The 23,484-nt window shown below is 53.4% G+C and carries 23 protein-coding genes; 10 read left to right on the plus strand and 13 right to left on the minus strand.

All coding sequences use genetic code 11. The features are described 5' to 3' along the window. A partial coding sequence (locus OK351_RS17380) for a hypothetical protein (protein WP_265161583.1) occupies positions 1-291 on the plus strand: 291 nt, incomplete at its 5' end. A 1,164-nt stretch (positions 292-1,455) separates the two neighbouring features. Here the strand turns inward: OK351_RS17380 and OK351_RS17385 are convergent. Then, entirely contained in the window at positions 1,456-1,881 is a 426-nt protein-coding gene (locus OK351_RS17385; protein WP_265161585.1) for a hypothetical protein, read from the minus strand. Positions 1,882-1,934: 53 nt separating this feature from the next. On the opposite strand from OK351_RS17385, the gene OK351_RS17390 reads away from it, so the two are divergent. From OK351_RS17390 to OK351_RS17400, 3 genes are read left to right on the plus strand one after another with little or no spacing between them, the layout of a single operon-like run. Next, positions 1,935-2,360, plus strand: a complete 426-nt coding sequence (locus tag OK351_RS17390; RefSeq protein ID WP_265161650.1) for a helix-turn-helix domain-containing protein — start codon at positions 1,935-1,937, stop codon at positions 2,358-2,360. Between the two features lie 29 nt (positions 2,361-2,389). Beyond that, positions 2,390-4,018: an ATP-dependent nuclease gene (locus tag OK351_RS17395; RefSeq protein ID WP_265161587.1), complete on the plus strand. Its 1,629-nt coding sequence runs from the start codon at positions 2,390-2,392 to the stop codon at positions 4,016-4,018. Next, the gene (locus OK351_RS17400; protein ID WP_265161589.1) at positions 4,008-5,120 is read left to right on the plus strand and encodes a DEAD/DEAH box helicase family protein; all 1,113 of its coding nucleotides are present in this window, start codon (positions 4,008-4,010) and stop codon (positions 5,118-5,120) included. Before OK351_RS17395 ends, OK351_RS17400 begins: the two co-directional genes overlap by 11 nt. Positions 5,121-5,161: 41 nt before the next feature. Here OK351_RS17400 and OK351_RS17405 read toward each other — a convergent pair whose 3' ends face one another. The 4 genes from OK351_RS17405 to OK351_RS17420 all read right to left on the minus strand — a co-directional run bounded on the left by OK351_RS17405 (position 5,162) and on the right by OK351_RS17420 (position 8,414). After that, positions 5,162-5,641, minus strand: a complete 480-nt coding sequence (locus OK351_RS17405; RefSeq protein WP_265161591.1) for a hypothetical protein — start codon at positions 5,639-5,641, stop codon at positions 5,162-5,164. Positions 5,642-5,722: 81 nt separating this feature from the next. Then, positions 5,723-6,592: a nucleotidyltransferase domain-containing protein gene (locus OK351_RS17410; RefSeq protein ID WP_265161592.1), complete on the minus strand. Its 870-nt coding sequence runs from the start codon at positions 6,590-6,592 to the stop codon at positions 5,723-5,725. A gap of 14 nt (positions 6,593-6,606) precedes the next feature. Then, a complete protein-coding gene (locus OK351_RS17415) occupies positions 6,607-7,479 on the minus strand; it encodes an SMODS domain-containing nucleotidyltransferase (RefSeq protein ID WP_265161594.1) in 873 nt (290 codons plus the stop codon). Next, positions 7,476-8,414, minus strand: a complete 939-nt coding sequence (locus OK351_RS17420) for an S-4TM family putative pore-forming effector (RefSeq protein ID WP_265161596.1) — start codon at positions 8,412-8,414, stop codon at positions 7,476-7,478. The genes OK351_RS17415 and OK351_RS17420 overlap by 4 nt, the downstream gene beginning before the upstream one ends. 355 nt (positions 8,415-8,769) lie before the next feature. On the opposite strand from OK351_RS17420, the gene OK351_RS17425 reads away from it, so the two are divergent. Next, positions 8,770-9,243, plus strand: a complete 474-nt coding sequence (locus OK351_RS17425) for a helix-turn-helix domain-containing protein (protein WP_265161598.1) — start codon at positions 8,770-8,772, stop codon at positions 9,241-9,243. Between the two features lie 109 nt (positions 9,244-9,352). Here the strand turns inward: OK351_RS17425 and OK351_RS17430 are convergent, their stop codons facing one another. From OK351_RS17430 to OK351_RS17465, 8 genes are all read right to left on the minus strand, one after another. Continuing rightward, positions 9,353-12,019 carry a DEAD/DEAH box helicase gene (locus OK351_RS17430; protein WP_265161600.1) on the minus strand — a complete coding sequence of 889 codons (2,667 nt, stop codon included), beginning with the start codon at positions 12,017-12,019 and terminating at the stop codon, positions 9,353-9,355. Beyond that, on the minus strand, positions 12,016-13,014 hold the full coding sequence (locus tag OK351_RS17435) for a HamA C-terminal domain-containing protein (protein ID WP_265161602.1): 999 nt from the start codon (positions 13,012-13,014) through the stop codon (positions 12,016-12,018). Before OK351_RS17435 ends, OK351_RS17430 begins: the two co-directional genes overlap by 4 nt. A 115-nt stretch (positions 13,015-13,129) precedes the next feature. After that, positions 13,130-13,876, minus strand: a complete 747-nt coding sequence (locus OK351_RS17440; protein WP_265161604.1) for an abortive infection family protein — start codon at positions 13,874-13,876, stop codon at positions 13,130-13,132. A 2-nt stretch (positions 13,877-13,878) separates the two neighbouring features. Beyond that, positions 13,879-16,920, minus strand: a complete 3,042-nt coding sequence (locus OK351_RS17445) for a type I restriction endonuclease subunit R (protein WP_265161606.1) — start codon at positions 16,918-16,920, stop codon at positions 13,879-13,881. Next, positions 16,917-17,759, minus strand: coding sequence for a restriction system modified-DNA reader domain-containing protein (locus OK351_RS17450; RefSeq protein ID WP_265161608.1), 843 nt, complete (start codon positions 17,757-17,759; stop codon positions 16,917-16,919). Before OK351_RS17450 ends, OK351_RS17445 begins: the two co-directional genes overlap by 4 nt. After that, on the minus strand, positions 17,756-18,976 hold the full coding sequence (locus OK351_RS17455; RefSeq protein WP_265161610.1) for a restriction endonuclease subunit S: 1,221 nt from the start codon (positions 18,974-18,976) through the stop codon (positions 17,756-17,758). The genes OK351_RS17450 and OK351_RS17455 overlap by 4 nt, the downstream gene beginning before the upstream one ends. Then, the gene (locus tag OK351_RS17460) at positions 18,973-20,541 is read right to left on the minus strand and encodes a type I restriction-modification system subunit M (RefSeq protein WP_265161612.1); all 1,569 of its coding nucleotides are present in this window, start codon (positions 20,539-20,541) and stop codon (positions 18,973-18,975) included. Before OK351_RS17460 ends, OK351_RS17455 begins: the two co-directional genes overlap by 4 nt. A 239-nt stretch (positions 20,542-20,780) precedes the next feature. After that, a complete protein-coding gene (locus OK351_RS17465) occupies positions 20,781-21,740 on the minus strand; it encodes a hypothetical protein (RefSeq protein ID WP_265161614.1) in 960 nt (319 codons plus the stop codon). Here OK351_RS17465 and OK351_RS17470 point away from each other — a divergent pair. The 5 genes from OK351_RS17470 (at position 21,733) to OK351_RS17490 (ending at position 23,404) form a co-directional block, all read left to right on the plus strand. Then, positions 21,733-22,203, plus strand: coding sequence for a hypothetical protein (locus tag OK351_RS17470; RefSeq protein ID WP_265161616.1), 471 nt, complete (start codon positions 21,733-21,735; stop codon positions 22,201-22,203). The two genes, OK351_RS17465 and OK351_RS17470, sit on opposite strands and share 8 nt — an antisense overlap. A gap of 3 nt (positions 22,204-22,206) precedes the next feature. Further along, positions 22,207-22,437: a hypothetical protein gene (locus OK351_RS17475; RefSeq protein ID WP_265161618.1), complete on the plus strand. Its 231-nt coding sequence runs from the start codon at positions 22,207-22,209 to the stop codon at positions 22,435-22,437. Next, positions 22,434-22,604 carry a hypothetical protein gene (locus tag OK351_RS17480; RefSeq protein WP_265161620.1) on the plus strand — a complete coding sequence of 57 codons (171 nt, stop codon included), beginning with the start codon at positions 22,434-22,436 and terminating at the stop codon, positions 22,602-22,604. The genes OK351_RS17475 and OK351_RS17480 overlap by 4 nt, the downstream gene beginning before the upstream one ends. Before the next feature lie 70 nt (positions 22,605-22,674). Then, complete coding sequence (locus tag OK351_RS17485; RefSeq protein WP_265161622.1) at positions 22,675-23,208, plus strand: hypothetical protein; 534 nt, start codon at positions 22,675-22,677, stop codon at positions 23,206-23,208. Beyond that, positions 23,198-23,404: a hypothetical protein gene (locus OK351_RS17490; RefSeq protein ID WP_265161624.1), complete on the plus strand. Its 207-nt coding sequence runs from the start codon at positions 23,198-23,200 to the stop codon at positions 23,402-23,404. Before OK351_RS17485 ends, OK351_RS17490 begins: the two co-directional genes overlap by 11 nt. The last annotated feature ends 80 nt before the right edge of the window (positions 23,405-23,484 follow it).

Here is a 23,484-nt window from a genome sequence, read left to right on the forward strand (position 1 = left end):
AAAGCCATCGGCAACCCCTCGGAAAATAAGGGCGAAACCAATGAAGTCCCGGCAAATAATAATCAAACACTCGGAACAACACACGGGGGTGCATCATCCCAAGCAAAATGTTATGTATTTACCAAATATAAAACATTCGGTATCAACAAACTTGGCACACTATTGAGTTCTCAAACAACAAACACTTTCCGGTTCCGCCATCCCCGATCTTCCAGGGCTGGTTTCGTCCGGCGTCTCATCCAGTTTATCTTGAAGAATTCCCGAAAGTCAAATCATTGTTTTGTGATTTGAATTTCAATTCTTCTCCCCATTTATTCCATATTGTTTTCACGGATAACCGTGTCCACGATGGTTTTTGTTGGGGTTTCGTTGCCGTTGTTTCGTCCGGTTTTGATCCCGTGTTCCGTTCGGCAACAGATAAAAACTATACAGGGGTTTACCGGTCCGCGCAAATCGATACGCCCCTTCTGGCCGTGACCGTGCTCACGCGGTGTTTTCTGCAGCCAAATGTTCCAATCGTTCGTGACTCCTCTAGTACTCGAGAGCACGTGTGCAGTTGCCCCTCCCTCCAAGTTGGAATGCAATGACCCTTACGGAGCCGGCTCGGCTTTCATAGCCATTGCGTTCCCCGTACAAGATCACTGGTGGAGTGGCCCGCAGCATGTAGCCAATGCCAGCGGTCGTTGACGCTGGCTCCAATGGTGCGAATCTATGGCACAAAAGACGGTTTGTCCCTCGCGCAAACTAATGAGCTTGTACGTGGCCTTCCCTAGAGCGCACCTACTCATTCACATGCCGGATCATTGAAGATGTAAGTGGCCTTGTTCTTCGTAGGTCGGCAAATGACTCAGACAGGCGTATCAGTATCAGTCGTTGCCGGCCGGCCAGGCGGTGATGTGCGTATCCTGCAGACACCTGGACACGCCTTGATGGTTGTGGAGTCCTTCGTCTCCCATGATTTCGGTGCCCCCACCGCCTGAACTGCAGTGTCCGATGGCCGCCGACTCCTCGGAAGCACCGCACACGATGCGAACCAACAAGGCCATGCCACTGCGGGTGGAATTTTGGCAGGCACAGTTAGCTTCTCGGGCCGAGAACACTGGTGGTCGTCAGACGGTTCAGAAGCCGGTGCAGGGTATCGGCCGTGCGTGTCGGTTCCGGGTATTCCGCGAACCGACGGATATCGCGTCAGCGGAAGACCGTATAAACGAGCTGCCGGAAACATCATTCACATCACATTCGGTTTCACCGATTTAGCAACTGTGTCTAAGTACATCGGTGCTCGGGGCTGCTGACGGTTCGGAATAGTACAACTGATGCGACCACTGCGAATCACACAATTCATCCGAGCTGCCATTAGCGGGCGGACGCGGTGCACTATACCCAAGTCCAGTCTCGTCGGCGTTCAAACCTGCACCGGCTCGTTCGTTTTGTAATCCTGGCTGCCTAATTTCCCTAGATTGGGGATATCGTCAGCCTGACGATAACAACGACCGAAGTCAAAAGATGCCCGGGGATTCTCCAGGAGCCGAGTTCAACTGCATGGCGCGTGGTGGCGGCGTCGACATTTAACGTGACAGACAACGCTTGGTCGATGCAGGAATCAAGCATTCCCTCCAGCTTGGTGCAACTCATCGGCGACATGAGGACAATCATCATGCAGAGTGTTCGCACGATGGCGCATTGCCTGGAGCGCCCCGGTAGCGGCTGCATGGTCGCTACCAGCCACGTAATCCAGGCAGGAAGATCACCGCTGTCTGGCGGCTCGTTCCATACGGTTCCACCCGGGAATGGCCACGGATCTGCCGGCTGAGTGCTGCGATAACGCTCCAGGTAAAACAGAGATGGCGACGATTGCTCGACGCCATTTCTGATATGCATATTTTCGCTAATCCAAAAGAACCCAATGTTCCAGTGGACTTGCCTTGGTCGAGGTGCTGGCAGGGTATTCGAAGCAGGCGCACCGCAAAATGGATCGGCTCTCTGCCGCAACTCGCGCACTTCAGCGGCTGAAATCAGGGGAAACTCGGCCAAGAGCAGTTCAAGGCGAGCGCCACTCCCAGCGCTACCGCATCGCCGATCGCTTTTCATCCGAGGGTTTGGCAGCCATCGCACGGCGTTATGAGGCGGGTGAGCAGTCAACCGACCTCGCCAAGGAGCACAACATCGCAAAGTCCACGTTGCTCCGCCTTCTGGCCGAACAGGGGATTCGAACCAGGCAGCGGGGCCTCACGCCCGAAAAGGAACGCGAGATTCTCCGTCTCCGAAAACAAGGGTTCATCATCCGCGACATCGCCAAACAAGTTCGCTGTAGTTACGACACAGCGCGGAAATTCCTGCTAACCAAATCCGAGATCTAGGAGGGTATGGGGCACGTAGTATTTGTTGATTGAATCAATCATTCTGTCATAATCAGGGCATGATCACCCGGGTAAAAGCAACCAACTATCGATGCTTTCAGCAGCTCGACTTTGAGCCTAATGAGCATGTCAACATAATTGTTGGCGATAACGAAGCTGGGAAGTCAACAATCCTCGAGATTATTGCTCTCGTTATTGGTGGACGAGCGCGTGGCAGATGGGCTGTCGACGACCTCAATCCGTATTGGTTTAATCAAGCAATCGTTAAGCACTACGTTGAAGAGCACCGCAGTGGACAAAACCCGGACCTACCGCTGATTGATCTAGAGGTTTACCTCAGCGTCAATACGCCAGGATCTGAACGCCTGCGGGGAATCCACAACTCCAACGGCGAAGATTGTCCTGGCTTGCGGATGCGCATTGTTCCGGATCCTGATCGTTTGGAGGAGCTTGCCGAGTATCTGCGCCATGAAAATCTGCCCGAACTAATTCCCACGGACTTGTTCATGACTGATTGGCGAGACTTCTCGGGCGAGAAAATTACGCGACAGCCACGAGGACTTGGGTTCGCTACCGTCAATATGAATACGGTTTCAAATTCTTCTGGAGTGGACTACAAGCTGAGGCAACTTCTACGGGATTTCGTAACCCCTCAAGAGAGTGCACTGATTGCGCTTGAGCATAGGAAGGCGCGGGCAGACATCACGTCAGGCATTCTCGGCGAGGTGAACAATCGCATCGAGGCCGAAGGCGAATCGTTCGGCGTCGGTCTTCAGATGGATCAAAGCGCCAACGCGAACTGGGACGTATCGGTCACGCCGCACATTGACGACACACCGTTCTCTCTTCTTGGGCACGGACGGCAAGTTGCGACCAAAATCGCGCTTTCTATGAGCCGGAGCGCTGAACGCACGCAGTTCGTTCTGGTCGAAGAGCCGGAAAACCATCTTTCTCATACAGAGCTGATGAAGGTGCTGGATAGCATCAAGTCACTCTCTGGAGGTCGTCAACTCTTCATTACGACGCACAGCTCTTTTGTTCTGAATCGACTCGGCTTTGATGCGCTACACCTCATGCACAATGCTCAAATAACCCCCCTCGCTGTAGGTGCGATCTCTGCGGACACGATTAAATACTTCCAAAGGCAATCCGGGTACGACACTCTCCGGCTGGCTATTGCGGGAAAGGCTGTAGTTGTTGAAGGCCCCTCTGACGAAATGATCTTCAACCTCGCTTTCCAGAGGCTCACGGGAAAAGACCCACGAGCATGTGGTATTGACGTAATTGCTCTAGGCACGCGCGGCAAGCGAGCGCTTGAGCTTGCGAAAGCCCTCGGAAAAAAGATCGCGGTGCTTCGCGACAACGATGGCGAAGATCCATCGCACTGGCGCACCCAAGCTGGCGATCTCATTCAGTCGGGGCAACGTGAGATGTTTATCGGAGACATCGCAGGGGGTCGCACGCTGGAGCCACAGCTTTTTTCTGCAAATGATGAAACGACGCTCCGCGACGTTCTAGGACTGGCGGCCGATGCTGATGTGCTCGATTACATGCTCAAGAACAAGACCGAATCTGCATGGGTAATTTCCAACTCGGGTCAGCAGTTGAACTGGCCAACGTACATTATCGATGCGGTCGCGTTCGCCAATGTCAACTGAGGTCCAGCTTGCAGTCGCGGGCAGCGGCAAGACGGCGGAGATTGCTCGACGCATCACGGCTCAGGGTTTGGAGACCAGATCGATTGCGCTGACGTTCACCGTCAACGGTCAGCAAGAAATCAGCTCCAGGGTTGGCGTCAAGACTTCAGGGGAACACGAGACGATGGGGTGGTTCACGTTCCTTGTGAGGCATATTGTGCGCCCGTATTTGCCCGCCGTATTCCCGGGCATTTACGCGACAGGTCTTTGCTATGTCGATACAGATTCCGATATTCCGCGCGGCAGGAGCGATTGGCAATATTACTTCAATGACAGTCACCAGCCATACAACACCAGATTGGCCCTGCTGGCGAAGAAGGTTCTGGTGGCTACGAGTGACCTGCCTATACGCCGGCTTGAGGGAATTTTCGACCAGATCTACATCGACGAGTTTCAGGATCTTGGCGGGAATGACCTGGTCGTGCTCGAAACGTTAATGAATTCATCGATTGGGCTCTTCGCCACAGGCGACGTACGCCAGTCAGTCTTGCAGACATCGCGATCAGACCGGCTGAATCGGGAGTACCGCGGAGTGCACCTCGTGGAATGGTTTCGAGAGAAAGAGAACCAGGAGATTTGTAGTATCACCTACTCAGACGAGACGAGCAGGTTCAATCAAGCGATAGCATCATTCTCTGATCTCATCCACGACCCAGAGTTAAACCTCCCTGCGACGACGTCTGTACAGGAGGATGAGACTGGACACGATGGTGTTTTCTTGGTGGACACGGCCGACATCCCTAACTACGTCGCCACGTGGAACCCCACGATCCTGTGGTCAAGGAAGAGCCAGCGCGAGCTTCCGAGTGCGGAATTGATGACGTTTGGATCTTCGAAGGGGTTGACGCGAGAACGTGTCCTGATTGTTGCGACAGGCCCAATCGGCAAGTGGCTGAAAACGAAGGACTTGCTCGCAGCCAGTTCGGCATGTGGATTCTATGTAGCGGCTACGAGAGCTCGGTTTAGTGTCGCTATTGCAGTAGACCGGGCCAGCAGGGTTCATGGGATGCTTCATCCAGATTTTGCCGGTAACGTAAAGCTTTGGACTCCACCCGAAGAATAGTCGCATAATTCTATTTCGAAGCGGTGGCGTGTAAATTCGACTTACTGCTTAGAACCTTCAAATGAGTCATGTTCGATATCCTGGGCTTCCTTCGCGCTACGCATCTCCTCGACGATCATGCACCGCATTGCCTGAATAAGCTTGTCTATTTCAGGTTTAGGTCGGGCAATGCCTCTGACGACGACGTCCCCGCGCTGTATTCGTCGGCTCTTCCTCGGCGCTGCAGGGTGTAGCCGCTCCAACCGTCGCCGCTCCTCCATCGCAAAGAACTCATATTGCATGCGATGAAACAGCTTACCCGCAACATGGCCCAGCTGTGGCTGCTCCCGGTTGGTCTGCTTTAGGTGCGCCTTGAACTCCGTAAAGCCAAGCTGCTCGTCGGGTCGGTAGAAGTTATGTATCTTCAGCTGATCTCCAAGCCTGAATTCACCAAAGACTGACTGACCGCCGTAGAAATCAGTCCATAGCCTCCGTAGAAACAGGTGGCGTTCATATTGTTCGCGTTGGGTTACTCGTGGCATTAACTCCTTTTCTTTCTGCTCTGAATTGAGAGCAGAAAGAAAAGTCCAGTGGTAGCCCTGCAGAACATCAGGAAAGACGGACTAATAGTAGCTCGGGAAGTGCCCGTCAAAAACTAAGCCCCAATAGGTAAATGCCTCATGCGTTTTGCCTACCTTGTTGAGATCAACTGCGGTATTTGCCCGTCTAGCTGCTGTATCGAGCTTTGAGCGTGCATCGACATAGTTTGATTCACTTGAGCATGCTTTAATCCGACCAGTGCTACCGGTTGGGTCATTCATGTCCGATAGTTGATTTCGCTGAAGGCTATTCAGGAAGAACGTGAAATCCAAAGGAAGGATTACGGACGTCTGCGTCGCCATATATTGTGCAGCTCGCATCTCCAGATAGAACGAAGAGATCGGGACGTTCCTGTAGTACTTCCATGCTTTGGCAAGGCGCGCTAGCTGTTTGGCGCCACCCTTGATGCCGGCCTTGGTGTTGCATGCATTCACGTATTTTAGGTGTGCTTCGGGCGTCGACTCCATCCATTCGGTCGTAACGCCCGGAATATCGAATCTCATGCCGTTATCGGTGCTAAGGTCCGCGTAGCCAGGGATAATCTCGACACGCTCGTATCCCTGTCCGAACTCTAGGACGACAGCCGGCTTTGAAGTATGGATGTACGTATAAGGGAACCGCTCTTTTAGTGCGTCGCGAATTGCTGTCAGTGATGACGATCCATAGACAGGCTTCGATGACTTGAGCGAAACAAAATAGTCGACATCGCTCTTGCCAGTGATGCCAGTGCCGTGTTTGAACGAACCACTCTCAAACATTCGGTATAGTCCGAACTTGCTATCCAGCTTGTTGTATATTTCTTGCCGATGCGATGCGGCCTTTGAGCGTTCGTTGTCGCTGGGAATCAGCCGGCTGATAAAGATGTCGAATGCTTCGTTTACGTTTTTTGCCATGAATGTCCCCCAGTTTAGTTAATCGGAAAGTCGTCGCCCAAGATTCTGCGCCAAAGCTTCTTAGCTTCATAGTGGTCACCTTGGATCTCTGCCGTTCGCGCTTCTTGCGCGGTCGCTGCGGCCCTGGTTAGCGATTGAATTGCCTCTGAGCGCAAAGTTGTAGACATATACGTTGATAGGCTGCCTGATTCTCCGCCCGGGTCCTTCACATCAATGCGCTTAGGGGCCCATTGAAAGAATTTCTCCAGGCTTTCCTGTTGAAGTGTGCCGAGAGACTTAAAAGTGCTCGCCGTCATCGTCTCGAGGTGGAAGGATCTAAATCTTTTCGAATGGGCCCCATTCCACATCTTCAGGAGTCTTACGAGTGGCGCAAGTCGACCATTCAGCTCTCGATCCTTCGTCGAAAACCAGGAATTGGCAACTGTTGGTTGAGTGAAGAGCCACGTTCCGTCTCCTGCAGGCAGTAAGTACCGTGAATCCTTAAAGCGGAACACTGGCGCGACGTCTACATGACCGCCGTGCTCAAAAAATACACGAACAGCTTGACCTCTAGCGCCAACTTGTTGCGCGGAATAACCGTTGTAGGATTCCCTGACTCGGTACAGAAATTTACGAGAGTCAGGCTGGTATTTATCCCATCCGCCGTTGCCAGCTGAAAAGACGGCAAGGACATCGACGTCATCAAATGGCCGAATGATCGTATTCTTTGCTGCGGATCCCATCAGGCTTGCAAATGAAAAAGGAGTGGCCGAGTCGCTCGGGAATGCCTTTTGGAGGATCTTGATCGCTCCTGTTTTGCGAGCGGGGATGAGGGTGTTGGCTTGGTACTCGGTTGCTGTGATGTCTTCGAGAAATTTGGCGAACGCCTGAGTTACTGTACGGCTCATGACCTTCCTCCATCCGCTGAATTGCTATTATTTGCCAGGTGGTCCGCCGCACCCTTCATGGCGCGTTCGTTGGATTCTCTCGTAATCTTGTACAGAAAGTTTGCTGTTTGAGGTGTACTGATGCGTAGCGAGTACATGCGCTCCTGCCAGATGAGTAGGTCTTGAGGTTGGACGTGGTGCTCTTCGACACCGGCAAGTTTCTCCTCTATAGAAAGCGCAAGTTCGGATCGCTCACGGCTAGCTGCCGTAGTGAGTCGCCACTGCTCGAATACGTCCAAAAGTGCCGGTAGGATCGGCAGGAACAATCCCAGGATGAATGTTTCGAGCGTCCACGAAAACGCCATGCCGACCGAAACAGATGCGATGACCCATACAACTACGCAAGTCATCCACATCCTACGGTTCAGATTCAAGAGGCGACTGGAGTAGGAAGCGTTAGCACGCTGGGCAATTGCTACGGCGTCGAGGCCAGATGTCGCAGGGTCTACCGGATACCAATTTTCAAGTTTCTGCTGAACTACTTGCTTATTAATGGCTTCAGCTGGTCCGACCAAGACCTCAATATCTTCGAGTGATGCACGTGGAGATTTAGGCGCAAGCCCTGGCATGCCAAAAACGAGAACATCAAAATCTTCCTGGATGGCCGCTGCTTTATGAGTCTTGCTGAGCTGCAAGTTTGCTAAAAATGTTCTACCGAGAAATACCCAGGCTCCCGCAACTGCCGCTGCTACAACGGCGTACTCAGGTTTGAGGATCGCCAAAATCGGGGCGATAATTGCAATCGCAGCGACACCAACAGTACGTATGGTTGACCAAAATTTCGCTTTTGAGTGCATCTTACGCTGCGCCAACAGAAGCCGCAGTGCTTCCGGGGAGTTTTGCTTACTTGCAATTTCCGCCGACGATGGTGGCGTGTAGTCATCAGCACTGTTCACGAAATGTATATCCTCTGCCAGTCGAAATATCTACGACTCTAGTTAAAGTTATTCTTTATATTTTAACAGGTTGGCTAATTACTGCCACGATCATCCTAGTGCTCTGCGCAGACGGTATGGGGAAGTTTCAACTATTGCCGTTGCGATGCTTACAGCAACGAACATCCTGCGGTACATTTCGCCGCACTTCAACAGGGGTGGAGCGCAAAGCATGCTTGCGCCAAAAAACCGTACCGCGGCAAAACACCTGGCAGGACTCGAACCCTAGCCACAGGGGTGGGCATGATAGAAACGGCTTGTTTCATAGCCACTAAAACCGTACCGCAGCTACGAAAAAGGTCACCGAATTGCTTCAGTGACCTCTGTAATTTTCGATACTTTATTGAGAACAATTCTCAATATGGTCGAGGTACTGGCAGGATATTCCAGGCAGGCGCACCGCAAAATGGATCGGCTCTCTACCGCAGCCCGCGCACTCCAACGCCTGAAATCAGGGGAAACTCGGCCAAGAGCAAGCACGGGCGATCGCCACTCTCAGCGCTACCGCATCGCCGATCGCTTTTCATCCGAGGATTTGGCAGTCATCGCACGGCGTTATCAAGCCGGCGAGCAGTCAACCGACCTCGCCAAGGAACACAAGATCGCCAAGTCAACTCTGCTCCGACTTCTGGCAGAACACGGCGTCCAAACCAGACCGCGCGGACTCACGCCCGAAAAAGAACGAGAGATCCTTCGGTTGCGGAAGCAAGGGCTCATCATCCGCGACATCGCCAAGCGAGTCGGCTGTAGTTATGATACGGCGCGCAAATTTCTGTTTGAGCAGCCATAGATGCATTTTGAAGTCGCGAATGAATGCTCGGCGTGGCCCATTCTCGTCACCGACCGCGACAACCATGGTTCATCAGCTCCGAGACACCTTGTCGCATTTCATGCCTTGCCTATTTTGCGTTATTTCCCTGAACATCTTTGACCATGATGTTTTCAATCTCGGCACGTGCTTCATCTGAAAGGCTGGTGCTCTCAAGTACAGCTTGGTGGTCGAATCCTTCGAGTTCATCGAACTCTGAAAATTGCACCGCCGCAAGGTGCTCGGCGAGCAGCTCAGTCGCCACAGTACGTCCAAATCCAATCTCTTGAAGCTGAATAGCTCGCTGATCGGTCGTTCCATACTCCACGAGTGTTGCCACGTTGATGCCTGATTGATCCCGACCCAGCGCCAGGACGCTGATGTCGGAAAAGTTCTGTAGGTATCCGATAATCCGGAATCGTAACCCACCTTCAATGTCGCGAAGCGTCCACTCGATGATCAGATTGATGTGCTTCGCTGAGTTTCGGTTAAAGCGTTCTTCGACAAGACTATCCCTCTGTGAATAGTCCCTATAGCGGATCCATCCGCGCTCAGCGTGGTAGGCGATAGAGCCTGAAATCACGCGGCTGATTGAATCTCCACGAACCCAACTGCGCATGAGCAAGGCCCAATAGTAGAGTCGGCGATCCCATGCCTCCGAGTCAGCATTCTTAGGCATTAGCGGATCTTGACCGGAGACTTCGGTCGTACGCCAATCGTAGAGGTTGCTCAGCCGCCGTAACGCTTTTAGATACGTATCGATATCAGTAAGGTCGGCATCATCCGCGACGAGCGGCCCAGCCGATTCAGCTCTAAGCTCCCCCCATACGCGATCTTGGTACTTAGGCCGGATATTGGGAGATCGTCGGAGCACATCCGTCGGTACCTCTACAGAAGATGCGGCTTTCTTCAGTAAGTCGCGTCCATCCTTTACCTTGTCAAGAAAGTAGCTGCGGAGCGGAGTCTGCTGGTTGTCGATTTGGTGCAGTGTCAGGATGGAAGCGTACTGTTCAACGCTGCGTTGCTGGTCCGCCGAAGGTGTCCCAGGAAGGTTCTCTCCTCGGAGAATCCTGGCGATATCGGTGTATTCCTTTTTCTTGTTATTTGCTGGGTTGACTAAGAAGCTCTCTGCACGGGCAGGTTCGGTGCGCGGTATCAACGCCTGTGTCGTGTCGCTCCATCGGTTAGCTTCCTCGCGAATACAGACCATGTTTCCTGAAAAATCAAAAGTGAGACGCCCTGCTCTGCCGGCTAAATTCTCAAAATCGATCTTGTTAAAGGACCTGTTTCCGTGCTTGTCGCTGAGGACAAAGATGTTCTTGGCAGGGAGGTTGACACCTTCAAGGAGCGTTGAGGTGCAGACCACAAACTGGATTGGCGATTCGGGGTCGGCGAACGCTTGCTCAACGCGTTCGCGAACTTCCTGGGGCATCTTGCCGTGGTGGAAAGCGACACCACGACTCAGGGTGCTACTCAAGAAATAATCCTTGTGTACATACTCGCGAACATGCTTGATGAGATCTCCGACGTTTGCATCTGCCACAGTGTCTCGACGTTCAGCGAGTCTCAGTGCAAATTCAGCAGATTTCATAGAGCCGTTGATATAGATGATCGCTTTGCGTGCGCCACTTCGCGACAGGACTAGATCGACAACGTCCGTCTGGCTTGGCTGCGCTTCCAGTTCTTGCGGCTTCTGGTCCAGACCGGAAAAGTAGTACTGCTTGTGATCGACAAGGTCCACAAAGTATCGATGTTGGGCAACCGTGCGTTCTCGAACGGTCAATGCTCCATTTGTAGCCTTGCCAAATAGTTCGAGGAACAATTCCGGGTTCTCAATGCTCGGCGAAGCGAACACAAGTCTCGTCGCGAATCGGCGGGTAACCTCCACAATCGCATGATAGTAGAGCGAGCTTCGTGCATCATTCTTCGCTATGACTTTTTGCGCCTCGTCTACCACGAGATAGTCAATTTCACGTACTGGATTTGCTAGATACCGGAGCAATCGTTCCGGTGTCAGGACGAAGATAGTGCGTCGATACTTCTGCCGCAATAATTTTGGTAGTGATGGATATGTCGCGACGTTTACCTCTGGCACACCGGCTAACAGATTTCGGAGATCAGTTGCAGTCTGGGTAATCAAAGCTTTGGTGGGTACCAAGACGACAACGCAGTGATTATTGAGCTCATCACGTCGAACGATGTCGTATAAAGCATCCTTGATAATGAACGACTTTCCGAGTGAAGTCGGCCCTGAGAAGCTGAAGTAGTCTTCGCCACGCATCTTCTCTGTAATGGAATACTGGGCGTCTGTTAGAACCGCGTCACCTCGATTGGTCCGTTGAAGAATCTCCTTTGCGATTCGCAGTGTCCCACGAGACAAAGGGAGCGCATAACGACTGCCAACTCCCTGATGTAGTGTTCGGATACCGGGAAAGTTGCCGAGTTGCACCAGAACTGCTTCTGCAACAGCAAGCACTCTACCGCTGAGCTCAGGCTCGAGTCCTACTTCAGCGTCATACTCACGGAGCAGAGCTATCGTCGTGTACGCAAGCTCACGATGACGTGGATCGCTGGAGTGCGACAGAACATCTGCGTACCGTAGAAGATGCTTCGCTTCGACGTTATCGATTAGGGAGTCCGTATCGCCAGACAGGAATGTCTCAGCCACCGCTCGTTCCAAGTTGCAATACGCATCCTGGAAGTCCTGACGTTCGACGATCATCTCACTAAGTGCATCAGCGGCAGTCCGAGTCGTCATTTCTTCTTTTTCTCCTTTGCCGGTCGCAGATTCTTGCCGCTCAATTCAGATGCGAGATCAATACGAATGTTTTCAATTCCACGGACTGAACCGTTAACGTTCTTCTTTAGGAACGGCACTGCGTAGATGTGGAACTGGTATCCGCCGAGACCGCGCTTCTCGATCTCGGCCTTGATCGTGTCGACCTCAGCAGTGATGGTTGAATATGCCAGGTTGCGTAAATGTTCCTCGATTTCTACAGCGCTGTGATCCGCAAATGGGTAGCCCGTCACATCGAGCTCGTATCCAATGAATACTCCGAAGGCGTTTGATTTGGTGATCGTCCTTGCACCTGAAGCTGGTGGCAAGAGGATTGACGCAAGCATCTCGACTTTGTCCTTATCGATGCTCTCCTTAAGCAGCTCTGACTCGACAAGCCAGGTGTCGAAGTCAAAGTCATCTTCCTGGACCTTGCCCATAGAATCGAAGGCCGCTTTCACCCCGCGTCTAGCGCTGGAACCGATCTTGCCCGTCACATCTCCGTACATCTTCGATTCACCGAAGATCAGCTGGTAATTATCCTCAGTGATTTCGAACAGGTGAACGCCGTCCGTGCCATGTACGTAATGCTCAGAGGATGTTTTGAGCTCCATCTTGGAGAGTATCTTGGAGGCGCCAAGGTGCCCTTCTAGGAAAGAATAGAGAAGGAGCTCGCCGCCCTCGCCTGCGTTGGCGTCAGGGGTCTTGAACTGCGTCTGAGTCTTCCGGAAAAATTCGCCCATACGACTCGGGTCATCGAGCATCTTGGCCAAGTTCTGACGCGATAGAACATAACTAATGCTGTTGTTCACTAGCTCCTTAAAGAGCGGCTTAATTGCGAAATCACCGCCGTCCACTCGGAGTACATGAAGGTGCATCACTGTCTTTGCGTGAATATCGAATCGTTTAGGGTCATAAAAGAGGTTGAGGAACCGATCACGATTCATTAGGGACAATGGCAGTACAGGATCGCTCATTGATTCATCCTTCCCGCAGGGACGGAGCTAAGAGAAATAGTGTTCCATCGCGCGCTAAATAGACCGAGGGTGCACACGATGGCGCCGATATGCACTCGGGTCGTAGCCAGTTCGGTCATGAGCGCACCTTTGAATCAATGTAGGCAAAAATCGTACGTGCAGCATTGATCGCTAGTAATGCTTCGTTATCGCCGAGAAGAGCTTCGTTTGGATGCGCAGGACTTGCGTTGTTCCGAAGCGTCGTTAGCGCGTCCAGCGTTGCCGCCATTGAATACAGCACCCTGCTAATTTCGTCCGTACGCTGGCCAGAAGGTGCGAGCCCAGGGTGGTTCTCTCGCAGCTTCTTCACTGCAACCTGCAGAGTGGGCCGCTCAGGTAGAGCGATATTTGCATGGACGCAGAGCTCGTTCATGTGGCCATGAAGTGCCGTGTGCACTCGATCTACCGCACTAGCTGGGCCGCTTGTTCGGATGAGATTCTCAGCGTCAATCAGTGCCTGCTTGACGACAGTGCTCATTGACGCAATAGGCATCGGGCTCGCCACGACTGGCGTACCTTCAAGCTGTTGAATCCACGTATCGATTGTTGATTTAAACTGTTGTCGGGCATCGGTGTTCGGAGGAAAACGTTCGAGCACACCACGTAGTATCTTTGCCTGCCGATCCGGTGATTCAGCGGTCAAGATCGCAATAAATCGTCCTCGAGTAGTGCCTTCAATCTCGTCGGGAAAAATATCGTAGATACCGCAGTACTCCGGATAGAAATCCGTATGTGTCCGATAGCTGAAGTCACCGAGATAGCCGCTTTCGACGCCAATATATCGATTGACGAGCTGTAGCACTTCATTCTTTGCAAGTGACATTGCTACTTCCCACTCCCGCTGCTCAGCCCGAGGAATCGTTCAAAGAACGCTCCCAGCTTCTGGATTACACGACGTTTCTTCTCGCTGTGGTTCCTGTCCTTGGAGAAGCGTGAAACTGGAGGCAACACTTTGGTGATCGCGGTACCGCTGGTTCGGATGACACCTTCACGGAAGGCCGCTTCGATAAACGAATCGGTTTCCGCTGGCTTCAGGTTCTCCGATGTAATGATTTCGCCGAGCTCTTTTTCTTTCTGTGCGTTGACGTATGCTTGCCACTCTTCATCAAGGGAGCCATCGATGGAAATTGAGTCGACGAAGTTCTCGATCAGGTCCTTCTTGTTGCGAAGGCTCGGACTCGAATCAATCGCACGCGAGATACCGGCGCGCAGTTCCTTGTCGTCGCCGTTGCCGCGTTCCTCGCGGTACTTCTGAACCAGCATCAGGATGTAGTCGACATTGATTTCGACCTGCTTGATCAGTTCAATCTCGAAGGTCAGATCGCTAACGATCTGCTCCTTATCGCCGTCACTGGTCTTCTTCCGGTCGTTCCACAGGTCCAAGTAAGTGGACTGGTAGTCCTGCATATCCCGATGCGACAGGATCTCGTTCTTGTCGAAATCATCGAACGAAGTCAGGATATTCCGCAGGCGCAAGATCTCGCTGTAGAGCTTGATAAAGGCGTTCTGGCTTTCTTCACCAATAATCAGCTCGCCAGGCTGGTGCATCTGCATGAGCTCCGTGACCTTGTCGGCGTACTCGTCGTAGTACTCCTGGAACGGCTTGAGCAGCACAATACCGGTGGCTTCCTTGTTGCCAAAGAGCGCAATCGCATCATTCGTCTCTTCTTCAAGATCGCGGAAGCTCACGATATTGCCGTACGTCTTCACTGAGTTCAAAATGCGGTTGGTCCGGGAATACGCCTGGATCAGCCCATGCGAGCGTAGGTTCTTATCCACCCACAGGGTGTTCATCGTGGTTGCGTCGAAGCCAGTAAGGAACATGTTCACGACGATGACCATGTCCAGGTCGCGGTTCTTCAAACGCAGCGACAGGTCCTTGTAGTAGTTCTGGAAACTGTCCGAGCTCGTGTCAAAGTTTGTGCTGAACATGCCATTGTAGTCCTGGATCGCCGACTCCAGGAAGGACCGGGCGTCCCCGGACAGTGCATCAGTTTCGAAGCCTTCCTCGTCTAGTGCTCCGTCTTCGGTATCGGGGTTGGCTGCGTAGGAGAAAATCGTCGCAATCTTCAGCTTTTGGTCTGGCAACAGGTCTTCTTGCTGGCGCTTGAATTCCTGGTAATACGTTCGCGCCGCCGTGATCGAGGCCGTGGCAAAGATCGAGTTGAATCCTCTGACTCGTTTATCGCCAAGCGCATATCCCTCGGAGCGCTTCGTCTTCTGGTCGAAGTGATCCAGGATGTACTTCGTGACCTGGGAAACGCGGACAGGTGACAGCAGGGCATTTTCGGTGTCGATAGATGAAACCTGCTTATCTATCACCGAGCCAACCTTGATGGTGTTCACGTAGTCGATACGGAACGGCAGCACGTTCTTGTCGGTGATGGCGTCCACGATCGTGTAGGTGTGCAGCTTGTCGCCAAATGCCTGCGCCGTGGTCTTCAGCTGCGGGTTGCCGCCGCTGCCGGAGTTTGCGGCAAAGATCGGCGTTCCGGTGAACCCGAACAGGTTGTAGCGCTTGAACGCCTTGGTAATGGCTGTGTGCATGTCGCCAAACTGGGAGCGGTGACACTCATCGAAGATTAAGACGATGTGGCCCGAGTAGATCTCGTGGCCCTTGTTTCCCGAGATGAAGGTAGAGAGTTTTTGGATCGTCGTGATGATGATCTTCTTCGACGGATCTTCAAGCTGGCGCTTCAATACTGCGGTGGATGTATTGGAGTTGGCCGACCCCTTCTCGAACCGGTCGTATTCCTTCATAGTCTGGTAGTCGAGGTCTTTACGGTCAACGACGAACAGCACCTTGTCGACGCTCTCAAGTCGAGAAGCCAGCTGTGCTGCCTTAAAACTCGTCAGGGTCTTGCCCGAGCCAGTGGTATGCCAAACGTATCCACCCGCTTCCTGGGTGCCTAGCGTCTTGTAATTCGACGAGATATCGATCTTCTGCAAGATCTTTTCGGTCGCCACGATCTGGTACGGGCGCATCACCAGCAGCAGTCGGTCACTGGTTAGCACGCAGTACCGGGTGATGATATTCAGCATCGTGTGCTTGGCGAAGAACGTCTTGGCGAACGCCGTCAAATCCAGGATTGGCTTGTTCTGCGCGTCAGCCCACCAGGACGTGAATTCGAAGCTATTCGACGTCTTCTTGGTTTTGCGTGACCCATTCATGTCAGCGACGTGCTGACGGCGCGTGGTGTTTGAGTAGTACTTCGTCTGAGTACCGTTGCTGATCACGAACAGCTGCACGTATTCGAAGAGGCCAGAGCCGGCCCAGAAACTATCGCGCTGGTATCGGTCGATCTGGTTGAACGCTTCACGAATCGGTACGCCACGACGCTTCAGCTCGATGTGCACCATTGGTAAACCGTTGACCAGAACCGTCACGTCGTAGCGGTTTGAGAAGCTTGCGCCGCCCTCGCCACGATCCACCGCATACTGGTTGATTACCTGGAGGCGGTTGTTGTGAATGTTCTGCTTGTCGAGCAGTGTGACGTTCTTCGTCGTGCCGTCGTCGCGCGTCAGAAGCTGCACATGGTCTTCCTGGATCCGCACAGTCTTCTCGGCGATGCCATCGCTGGCGCTGGCGATCCGTTCGGTAAAGAAACGCTGCCACTCCTCGTCCGAGAAGGTGAAGCGGTTCAGCGTTTCCAGCTGGCTTCGGAGATTGGCAACAAGATCCTCTTCGCGGGTCAGCGTGACGTACTCGTAGGCTTGCGATTCGAGCAGGTGAATAAACTCCCGTTCCAGCTGCGCTTCGGACTGATATGCAGTCTCTTTGGCGGAATCAGGGACGAATTCAGCAACAACAGTGCTCTCGCTGCTGACGGCGATGGTGTCGTATTTACGTGCCAGTGCTTCGATCATTTTTCTGCCTCCTCCGTTTGTTGTGTCAGCCACTGTTGTCGCAAGCTATCTAGTGGCGGACCGGACTGACGGCCGAGTTTCCAGGTCATCCAACCGTTGGAGGCTTGGCCTTCAAGAACGGTTTTGGCCGCCCGGCTAGGGGATTTATAGGACACACCGCGAACAATGATCTCGCCGTCCGCCGTGACGCTGCCTTCAGCCTCTTTGCCCGCTTGGCTCAGGAACAGTGCTTGCCCCGCCTGAAGCAGTCCGCTGGAAACCAGATCGGCAACCGTCACTGTTTTATTTGGCTTGTTAAATGGCACTGGCTCAGATGAAGGTTGCTCGTCTTCGGTCAGCGTTTGAGGGTTACTACGGCTAATATCCAGCCCAGCCAGGCGCAGCGCGCCAAGGATGCTTTTTACAAACGCATCCAGCGAGATCATCATGTGTTTTGGCAACGTCTCGTCACCGCTTGTCTGGCCTTCAATGACCGTGATCTGATGCAGGGCGTTGAGCTCCGCCGCGATACGGCCTTCCAGATACCCGATCTCGGCAGTGTTGAACCCGGCGGTGGTATCGCGCTTCACAGCCAAGGCCCGACGCCACGGAAGTTTTTCCTTGTTGTTGTGCTGCTGCAAGCGGCCGCGCAGTTTCCGCGCTTGACCCACATACACCTGATTGGACCCATCGGATGTCATCAAGACGTACACGCCAGGCTCGTCCCAATCACTCGCGGGCAGAGACGCCCAGTGCTGACGGTCAAAATACGCTACTCGCAGTGCATGCTCGACAAAGTCAGCAATGATCGGCGCTTCAGTATCCGAAGGTATCTGCACATTCACCGGGGTGGTACTCATGATGCAGACTCCAACTCCTTGAAGGTAAGAAGTTTGTCGCGGTAGTACTCGTATTGCTGACGACGCGCAGCCAACTCCGCAGGCAAACCAACGCTCAGGTCGTTTACGAGCGCATCAAATTTATCGAGAATGCCAACGATTCGGGCCTGTTCCTCGAGCGAGGGAACGGGAATCGGGAAGTTCTTGATAATTTTGGTGTTAAGATCGGATCGGGCGCCGCGTCCGAGAGATTTAAGTTCTTCGTATTTCGAACTAACCCAGAAAAATACAAATCTGTAGTTCGCGAGAGATTCGTCGATCTGAAGGTTGCAGCAGTGTTGATTTGTCGTTAGGGGAATCTTATTAATCGCTGAACGTGCGGCTGTTGCTCCTGAAATCGCAATAATTACGCAATTTTCTTTGATCCATGATGTGCCCGTTTCTTTCAGAGCCTGATCGGTGATCTTGATTTCCGTATCAAAGACTTCGCCGAAGGTAACCTCGCCTGTCCGCAACCATGGAATCGTGCCGTCTCGGTAGTATTCTGGTTTTCCCGCTTTTGGAGTAGCCCCTGTCGACACGCGACTGCAAATGTCGCCGAGTGTGCTCCATTTCGCAGATTCAACTGATGTCAATAGCGATGCACGATAGTGCTCGTACTGTTGCTTCCGAGCTTCCAGCTCCGCTTCCAGCTCCGCTTCCATTTTACTAAAAGTATCAAGAATACGAACTATTTCACGCTGAATTTCCAACGGCGGAACAGGTACCCTGAATTCGCGCACACGGCTGTCCGGAATAGACGGATAATTTCCCTCGACCTGGTTCGATTCAACATAACGACTAAACCTAGCGGTGCCAAGAACATGAGCAAGAAAATTAGTCAGAATTACATTGTTGTTCGGTCGTAGTACACAGTATCCGGTGCTCGCAATCTGCTTATCGTATTCCTCAGGAATGACAGCCCATCGCATCTGAGTGGGACGAGTCGTAGCAAAGATAACATCACCTGTGCGTACGATCTGACGAGCCCTGCTTGGCGCATCAGTCGCTGTGACAGAAACTGTGTCACCGATTCGTCGGGTAACTCTGTCCACGGATGACAGATCAATGTACTTGAAAGAGGAATCAGCGACAGATTTCCAATTGATACTCGCACTCTTACTCGTAATATCGACAAGAGACCTAAACTCCACACCCCCAGAACAGTGTTCAGCAATCAGCTCATCAATCCTGCTCACTTGGAACCCTCCAAGTCAGCCACAATCGCATCAATCGACGTGCGTAGCTCAGCCTGGTGTGCAACGATCTGCTCAATTTTGGCGTTGAGCTCAGTAATGTCGATGGCTTCACGGGTGTCTTCAGCTTCAACGTACGACGATACTGCGATGTTGTAATCGTTCGCAGCGATAGCACTGTTATCGACCAACGTTGCGAAGTGCTCTGATGATTCACGATTCGTGAACGCATCCAGCAATGCCTGCTGATTAGCTTCACTCAGCTTATTCTTATTGCCACCACGCACGAACTCAGCCGAACCATCAATGAACAAAACGTCATTGGTCTTCTTTGACTTTTTGAGCACGATGATGCAGGTGGCAATCGTGGTGCCAAAGAACAGGTCAGCAGGTAGCTGGATGACCGTGTCAACGTAGTTGTTGTCGATCAGGTACTTGCGAATCTTGCGCTCGGCACCGCCGCGGTAAAGCACACCTGGGAACTCAACAATTGCAGCAGTTCCACTCGTCGCCAGCCAGTGCAGCATGTGCATGGTGAAAGCAAGGTCAGCCTTGGACTTCGGCGCCAGCACGCCTGCCGGTGCGAAGCGCGGGTCGTTGATCAAAAGTGGATTGGCGTCGCCCTCCCATTTGATTGAGTAGGGAGGGTTGGAGACGATCGCTTCGAACGGTTCTTCATCCCAGTGGTGGGGGTCCAGCAGGGTGTCGCCGAGTGCGAGGTCGAACTTCTCGTAGTTGATGTCGTGCAAGAACATGTTGATGCGTGCCAGGTTGTAGGTGGTGAGGTTGATTTCCTGGCCGTAGAAGCCGCCGACGTTTTCCTTGCCCAGCACCTTGGCGAACTTCAAAAGCAGGGAACCAGAACCGGCGGCAGGGTCATACACCTTATTGACGCGAGTCTTGCCGACCGTGGTAATGCGGGCCAGCAGCTCAGAGACTTCCTGAGGCGTGTAGTACTCACCACCGGATTTACCGGCGCTCGATGCGTACATCTGCATAAGGTACTCGTAAGCATCGCCAAACAGATCAATCGTGTTATCCGTGAACTTGCCGCCCAGGGGTAGGTTCCCAATGGCATCAAGTAGCTTCACGAGCTTGGCGTTGCGCCCCGCCACAGTGTTGCCCAGTTTGGAGCTGTTGACATTCAGGTCATCGAAAAGGCCCTTAAGATCGTCTTCGCTGTCGGTGCCGGTTGCCGAGCCTTCGATGTCGCGGAAGACGCCTTCTAGGGTTTCGTTCAGGTTCTCGTCCCGCGGTGCACGTTTGCGCACGTTTTCAAAGAGCTCGGACGGGAGGATGAAGAAGCCTTTTTCATTGACGATCTCTTCACGCGCGAACTCGGCATCTGCATCGGGAAGCTCGGCAAAGTCGAAGTCGGCGTTGCCAGCCTCGTGCTCGCCCTTGTTGATGTAGCTGGTGAGATTCTCAGAAACAAACCGATAGAACAGCATGCCAAGCACGTAGGACTTAAAGTCCCATCCATCTACTGATCCGCGAAGGTCGTTGGCAACTTGCCAGATTGTTTTGTGCAGTTCCGCTCGCTGCTGTTCCTTCACGCTACTTGCCATCAACTTTCTCCCGTGCAACTATGCACAATTACCGTTCAATTACTTGCAACGTTACCGCAGCGCTCCCCCACGATGAGGATTGGGATCGGCGAGCCACGAAGGACGTCCGGAAGCTATGCGAGCGTAGAGCGTAATGCATTTACTTGAACGTCACATATTGGTGATTATTATGGCATGATTAGGTTTTTTATAGAAGGGTGCTATTGATTCAGGTGACAATAGTGTCGAATTCAAAGAACTTATTTTAGATTGAAGTTCTGCTCTTTGTTTTCTTCCCATTGCCAAGCGATTCCACTGAATAGCCCACCGTAGAGATCTCGATAGGACACCCAGTGGTGATTGTCCCTTGATGTAGGCTTGCTGTCTCTATCGGGTTGTCCAGGACGTTCGAAGTAGGTAAGCCCCGTAAATGACCAGATTCGCGCAGGTTGCTGTCCAAGAAATATCGCATCAAATGAAGCGGCAAGCGTGCGCTCGTGGAATGCGCGAGATGTTTCCATGACCCGTCCGTCGGCATCGCCGGAAATCGGTAGGGATCGAAATGCCAAGGTGTAGGGTTCGCCGCGTTTCATTGGATTCGGTGCAAAGAACTTATGCGAGTAGCTTTGGCCAATGCGCTCCGTCTTAACTTGAAAATCGTTCAACGGCTCAATGATCGCTGGCACGGAGCTGCTAATGGCGATGTAGTCAGCTTCATCAAATGCAGCCAAGAATCGGTACTCCTCGCGAGTTTCTTGCCAATAACCGTCATTGACCACGATCTGCATCGAAACGGACTCGTTGATCACACCGTTATGCAGCTCAGGCACACGCATCGCAAGCGGTGACGCGGGGTACCAGCCAGTAAGAAGCTGAGCCAAGAGATGCTTGATCGCCGTATTCTCTAGACCCTCTACCGTATCTGGTCCGCGGCCTATCGTGGCTCCGAAATCTCGTCGGCGCTCCCCAATACGTCGCATGCCCACATACGGCGGCTCTAGCGCATACGCAGCTTTCAATACCGCAGAGTCACCGTCATGCAAGGAGTCGATCGCCGATCTGAACCGCTCAAGAAGCGCACCAAACGGCTCATCGTCGCCACCAAGCACGAACCGAAGCGTTCCCGCCGCGTCTACCCGCTCAGAAGTGAACCCGGACGCCTTGCGCATATACACAAGGTCCGCGTGAAGGTCCTGGATACGGCGAGGTGAGGTGACCATCCATAAGCTCCGTTCGGTCGGCTTCAGTTTCTTCCGATTCTGCCCCTTCTTCCTTTTTTGTTCGGTTTTCTCCCGCACTATGACGCTGCTTCGTAGCGTTGAAGACATCCACTACGAAAGCTACAAACCCATGAAGGAGATTCACATGAGCAGCAACCTCATCCCCCAGTCGGGCGGCGGCGCATCACCACAACCAGGTGGCGGCATCAGCCGCTTTAGCAAGCCAGAAATGCGGGCCATGACCAGGGCTCAAAACGTCGAGGTCGCCCGCGGCCTGGTGACGGCCACCCGCATCCAGGCAGCCGGCCACGTGACAGCCACCGCGATGCACATGACTTCCATGCTCAGCCGAGAAGCCGCGTTTCTAGCCGACGGCGACCCGCAGACGGCCGCACGGCTGAACTTCATTGTCGATTCCTTCGCGGACAACGCCGCGTGGGAAGTCCGCCAGTTCCGCGGTTAGGCCATGAGCACCGATTCCGGCGGCAGCGCCGGGGACGTCATCATCTTGGAATCCATGGTCTACGCCGCACGGCTGTTCACCGAGCTGCACGACAGCATCCAGGCGTATGCGCAGACACTCGGCATTCTCGATCCGGTTGCCGCCGAGCATCTGCTGCGCGTGGCGCTGGCGGGCGTCAGCGCCGCCACCGACGAACTGTCACAGTGGCTGCTGGATGGCAGCGGTCAATCGTGATCACGTTCATCATCTGGCTGGCCATCCTGGCGGTCGTCATCGCAGCCGTCTACTGGTTCAACGTGCCAGCGATCCTAATGGTCGTGGTCGCGGCAGTCGCCGCGACGCTGCGGCTGCACCTGAAGTTCGTCGCCGCATGGTGGCTCTTGATCACCACGCGCCGCTGATCGCACCACTCTCGTAGGCCGCGGCCTACTCCCCCTCAAAAAACACTTCTCCTGAAAGGGCTTATTTGTCATGCCTGAAAACATCTCCAGCGCCGAGCTGGCCATCGCCCAGAAGAACCTGAGCACCTACGTGACCTTGGAGGCATCCCACATCGCCTCCCGCGTCGGCTTCACCTGGGAGCCGATCGCAGATGCCCCGAGCACCTACAAGTCGCTCAAATCGGCTTACGAGGCCTCGATGCGCACCAAGGCACCGCTGCCGGTCAGCAATGAGAATTCCAGCCGCGTCATCTTTTCCTCGCCCGAGGGCAACTTCGCGTACCGCTACCTGCACGACATGGGGCATGTGGAGATGGGGCTTTCGTTCAACCCGGTCGATGAGTTCGAGCTGGCCCGCCGCCTGATGTGCCGTCTGGAACGGGCAGGCTACGGGCCGGACACCCTGGAATGGAAGCTGTACCAGGCCGATGCGATCGGGCAAGTGATCCACTACGCCCTGACCAAGCGCTACGTGGGCGACCAGCTCCAGTTCGCCTTGGACTGCATCCGCCATGGCCTGGAGTGCGGCATCTTCCTGGAAGTCGAGCGCCAGCGTGGGAACTAACCCGGCGGACCCGAAATCCATGTTCGACCGGCTCATCGGTGGCTGCATGTCGGTGCTGCTGGCGTCCATCGCGATCTACTGCGCTGCTCAGATCATCCAGTCCATCTGGCCGGTCCTGGTCGTCATCACCGGCGTCATCGCCCTGGTCTGGATTGCGGTCATCGTGATCCGGATCTGGCTCTCGCGCCGCTACTAATCCATCGCCGCTACGCACGTAGTCCGGCTTGTTCCAGTCGGTGTTGTGGTTTTCGCCAAAGTGGTTGTCCGTTCAACCAA

This window comes from Glutamicibacter sp. MNS18 (assembly GCF_026107515.2).
Classification (GTDB): Bacteria; Actinomycetota; Actinomycetes; order Actinomycetales; family Micrococcaceae; genus Glutamicibacter.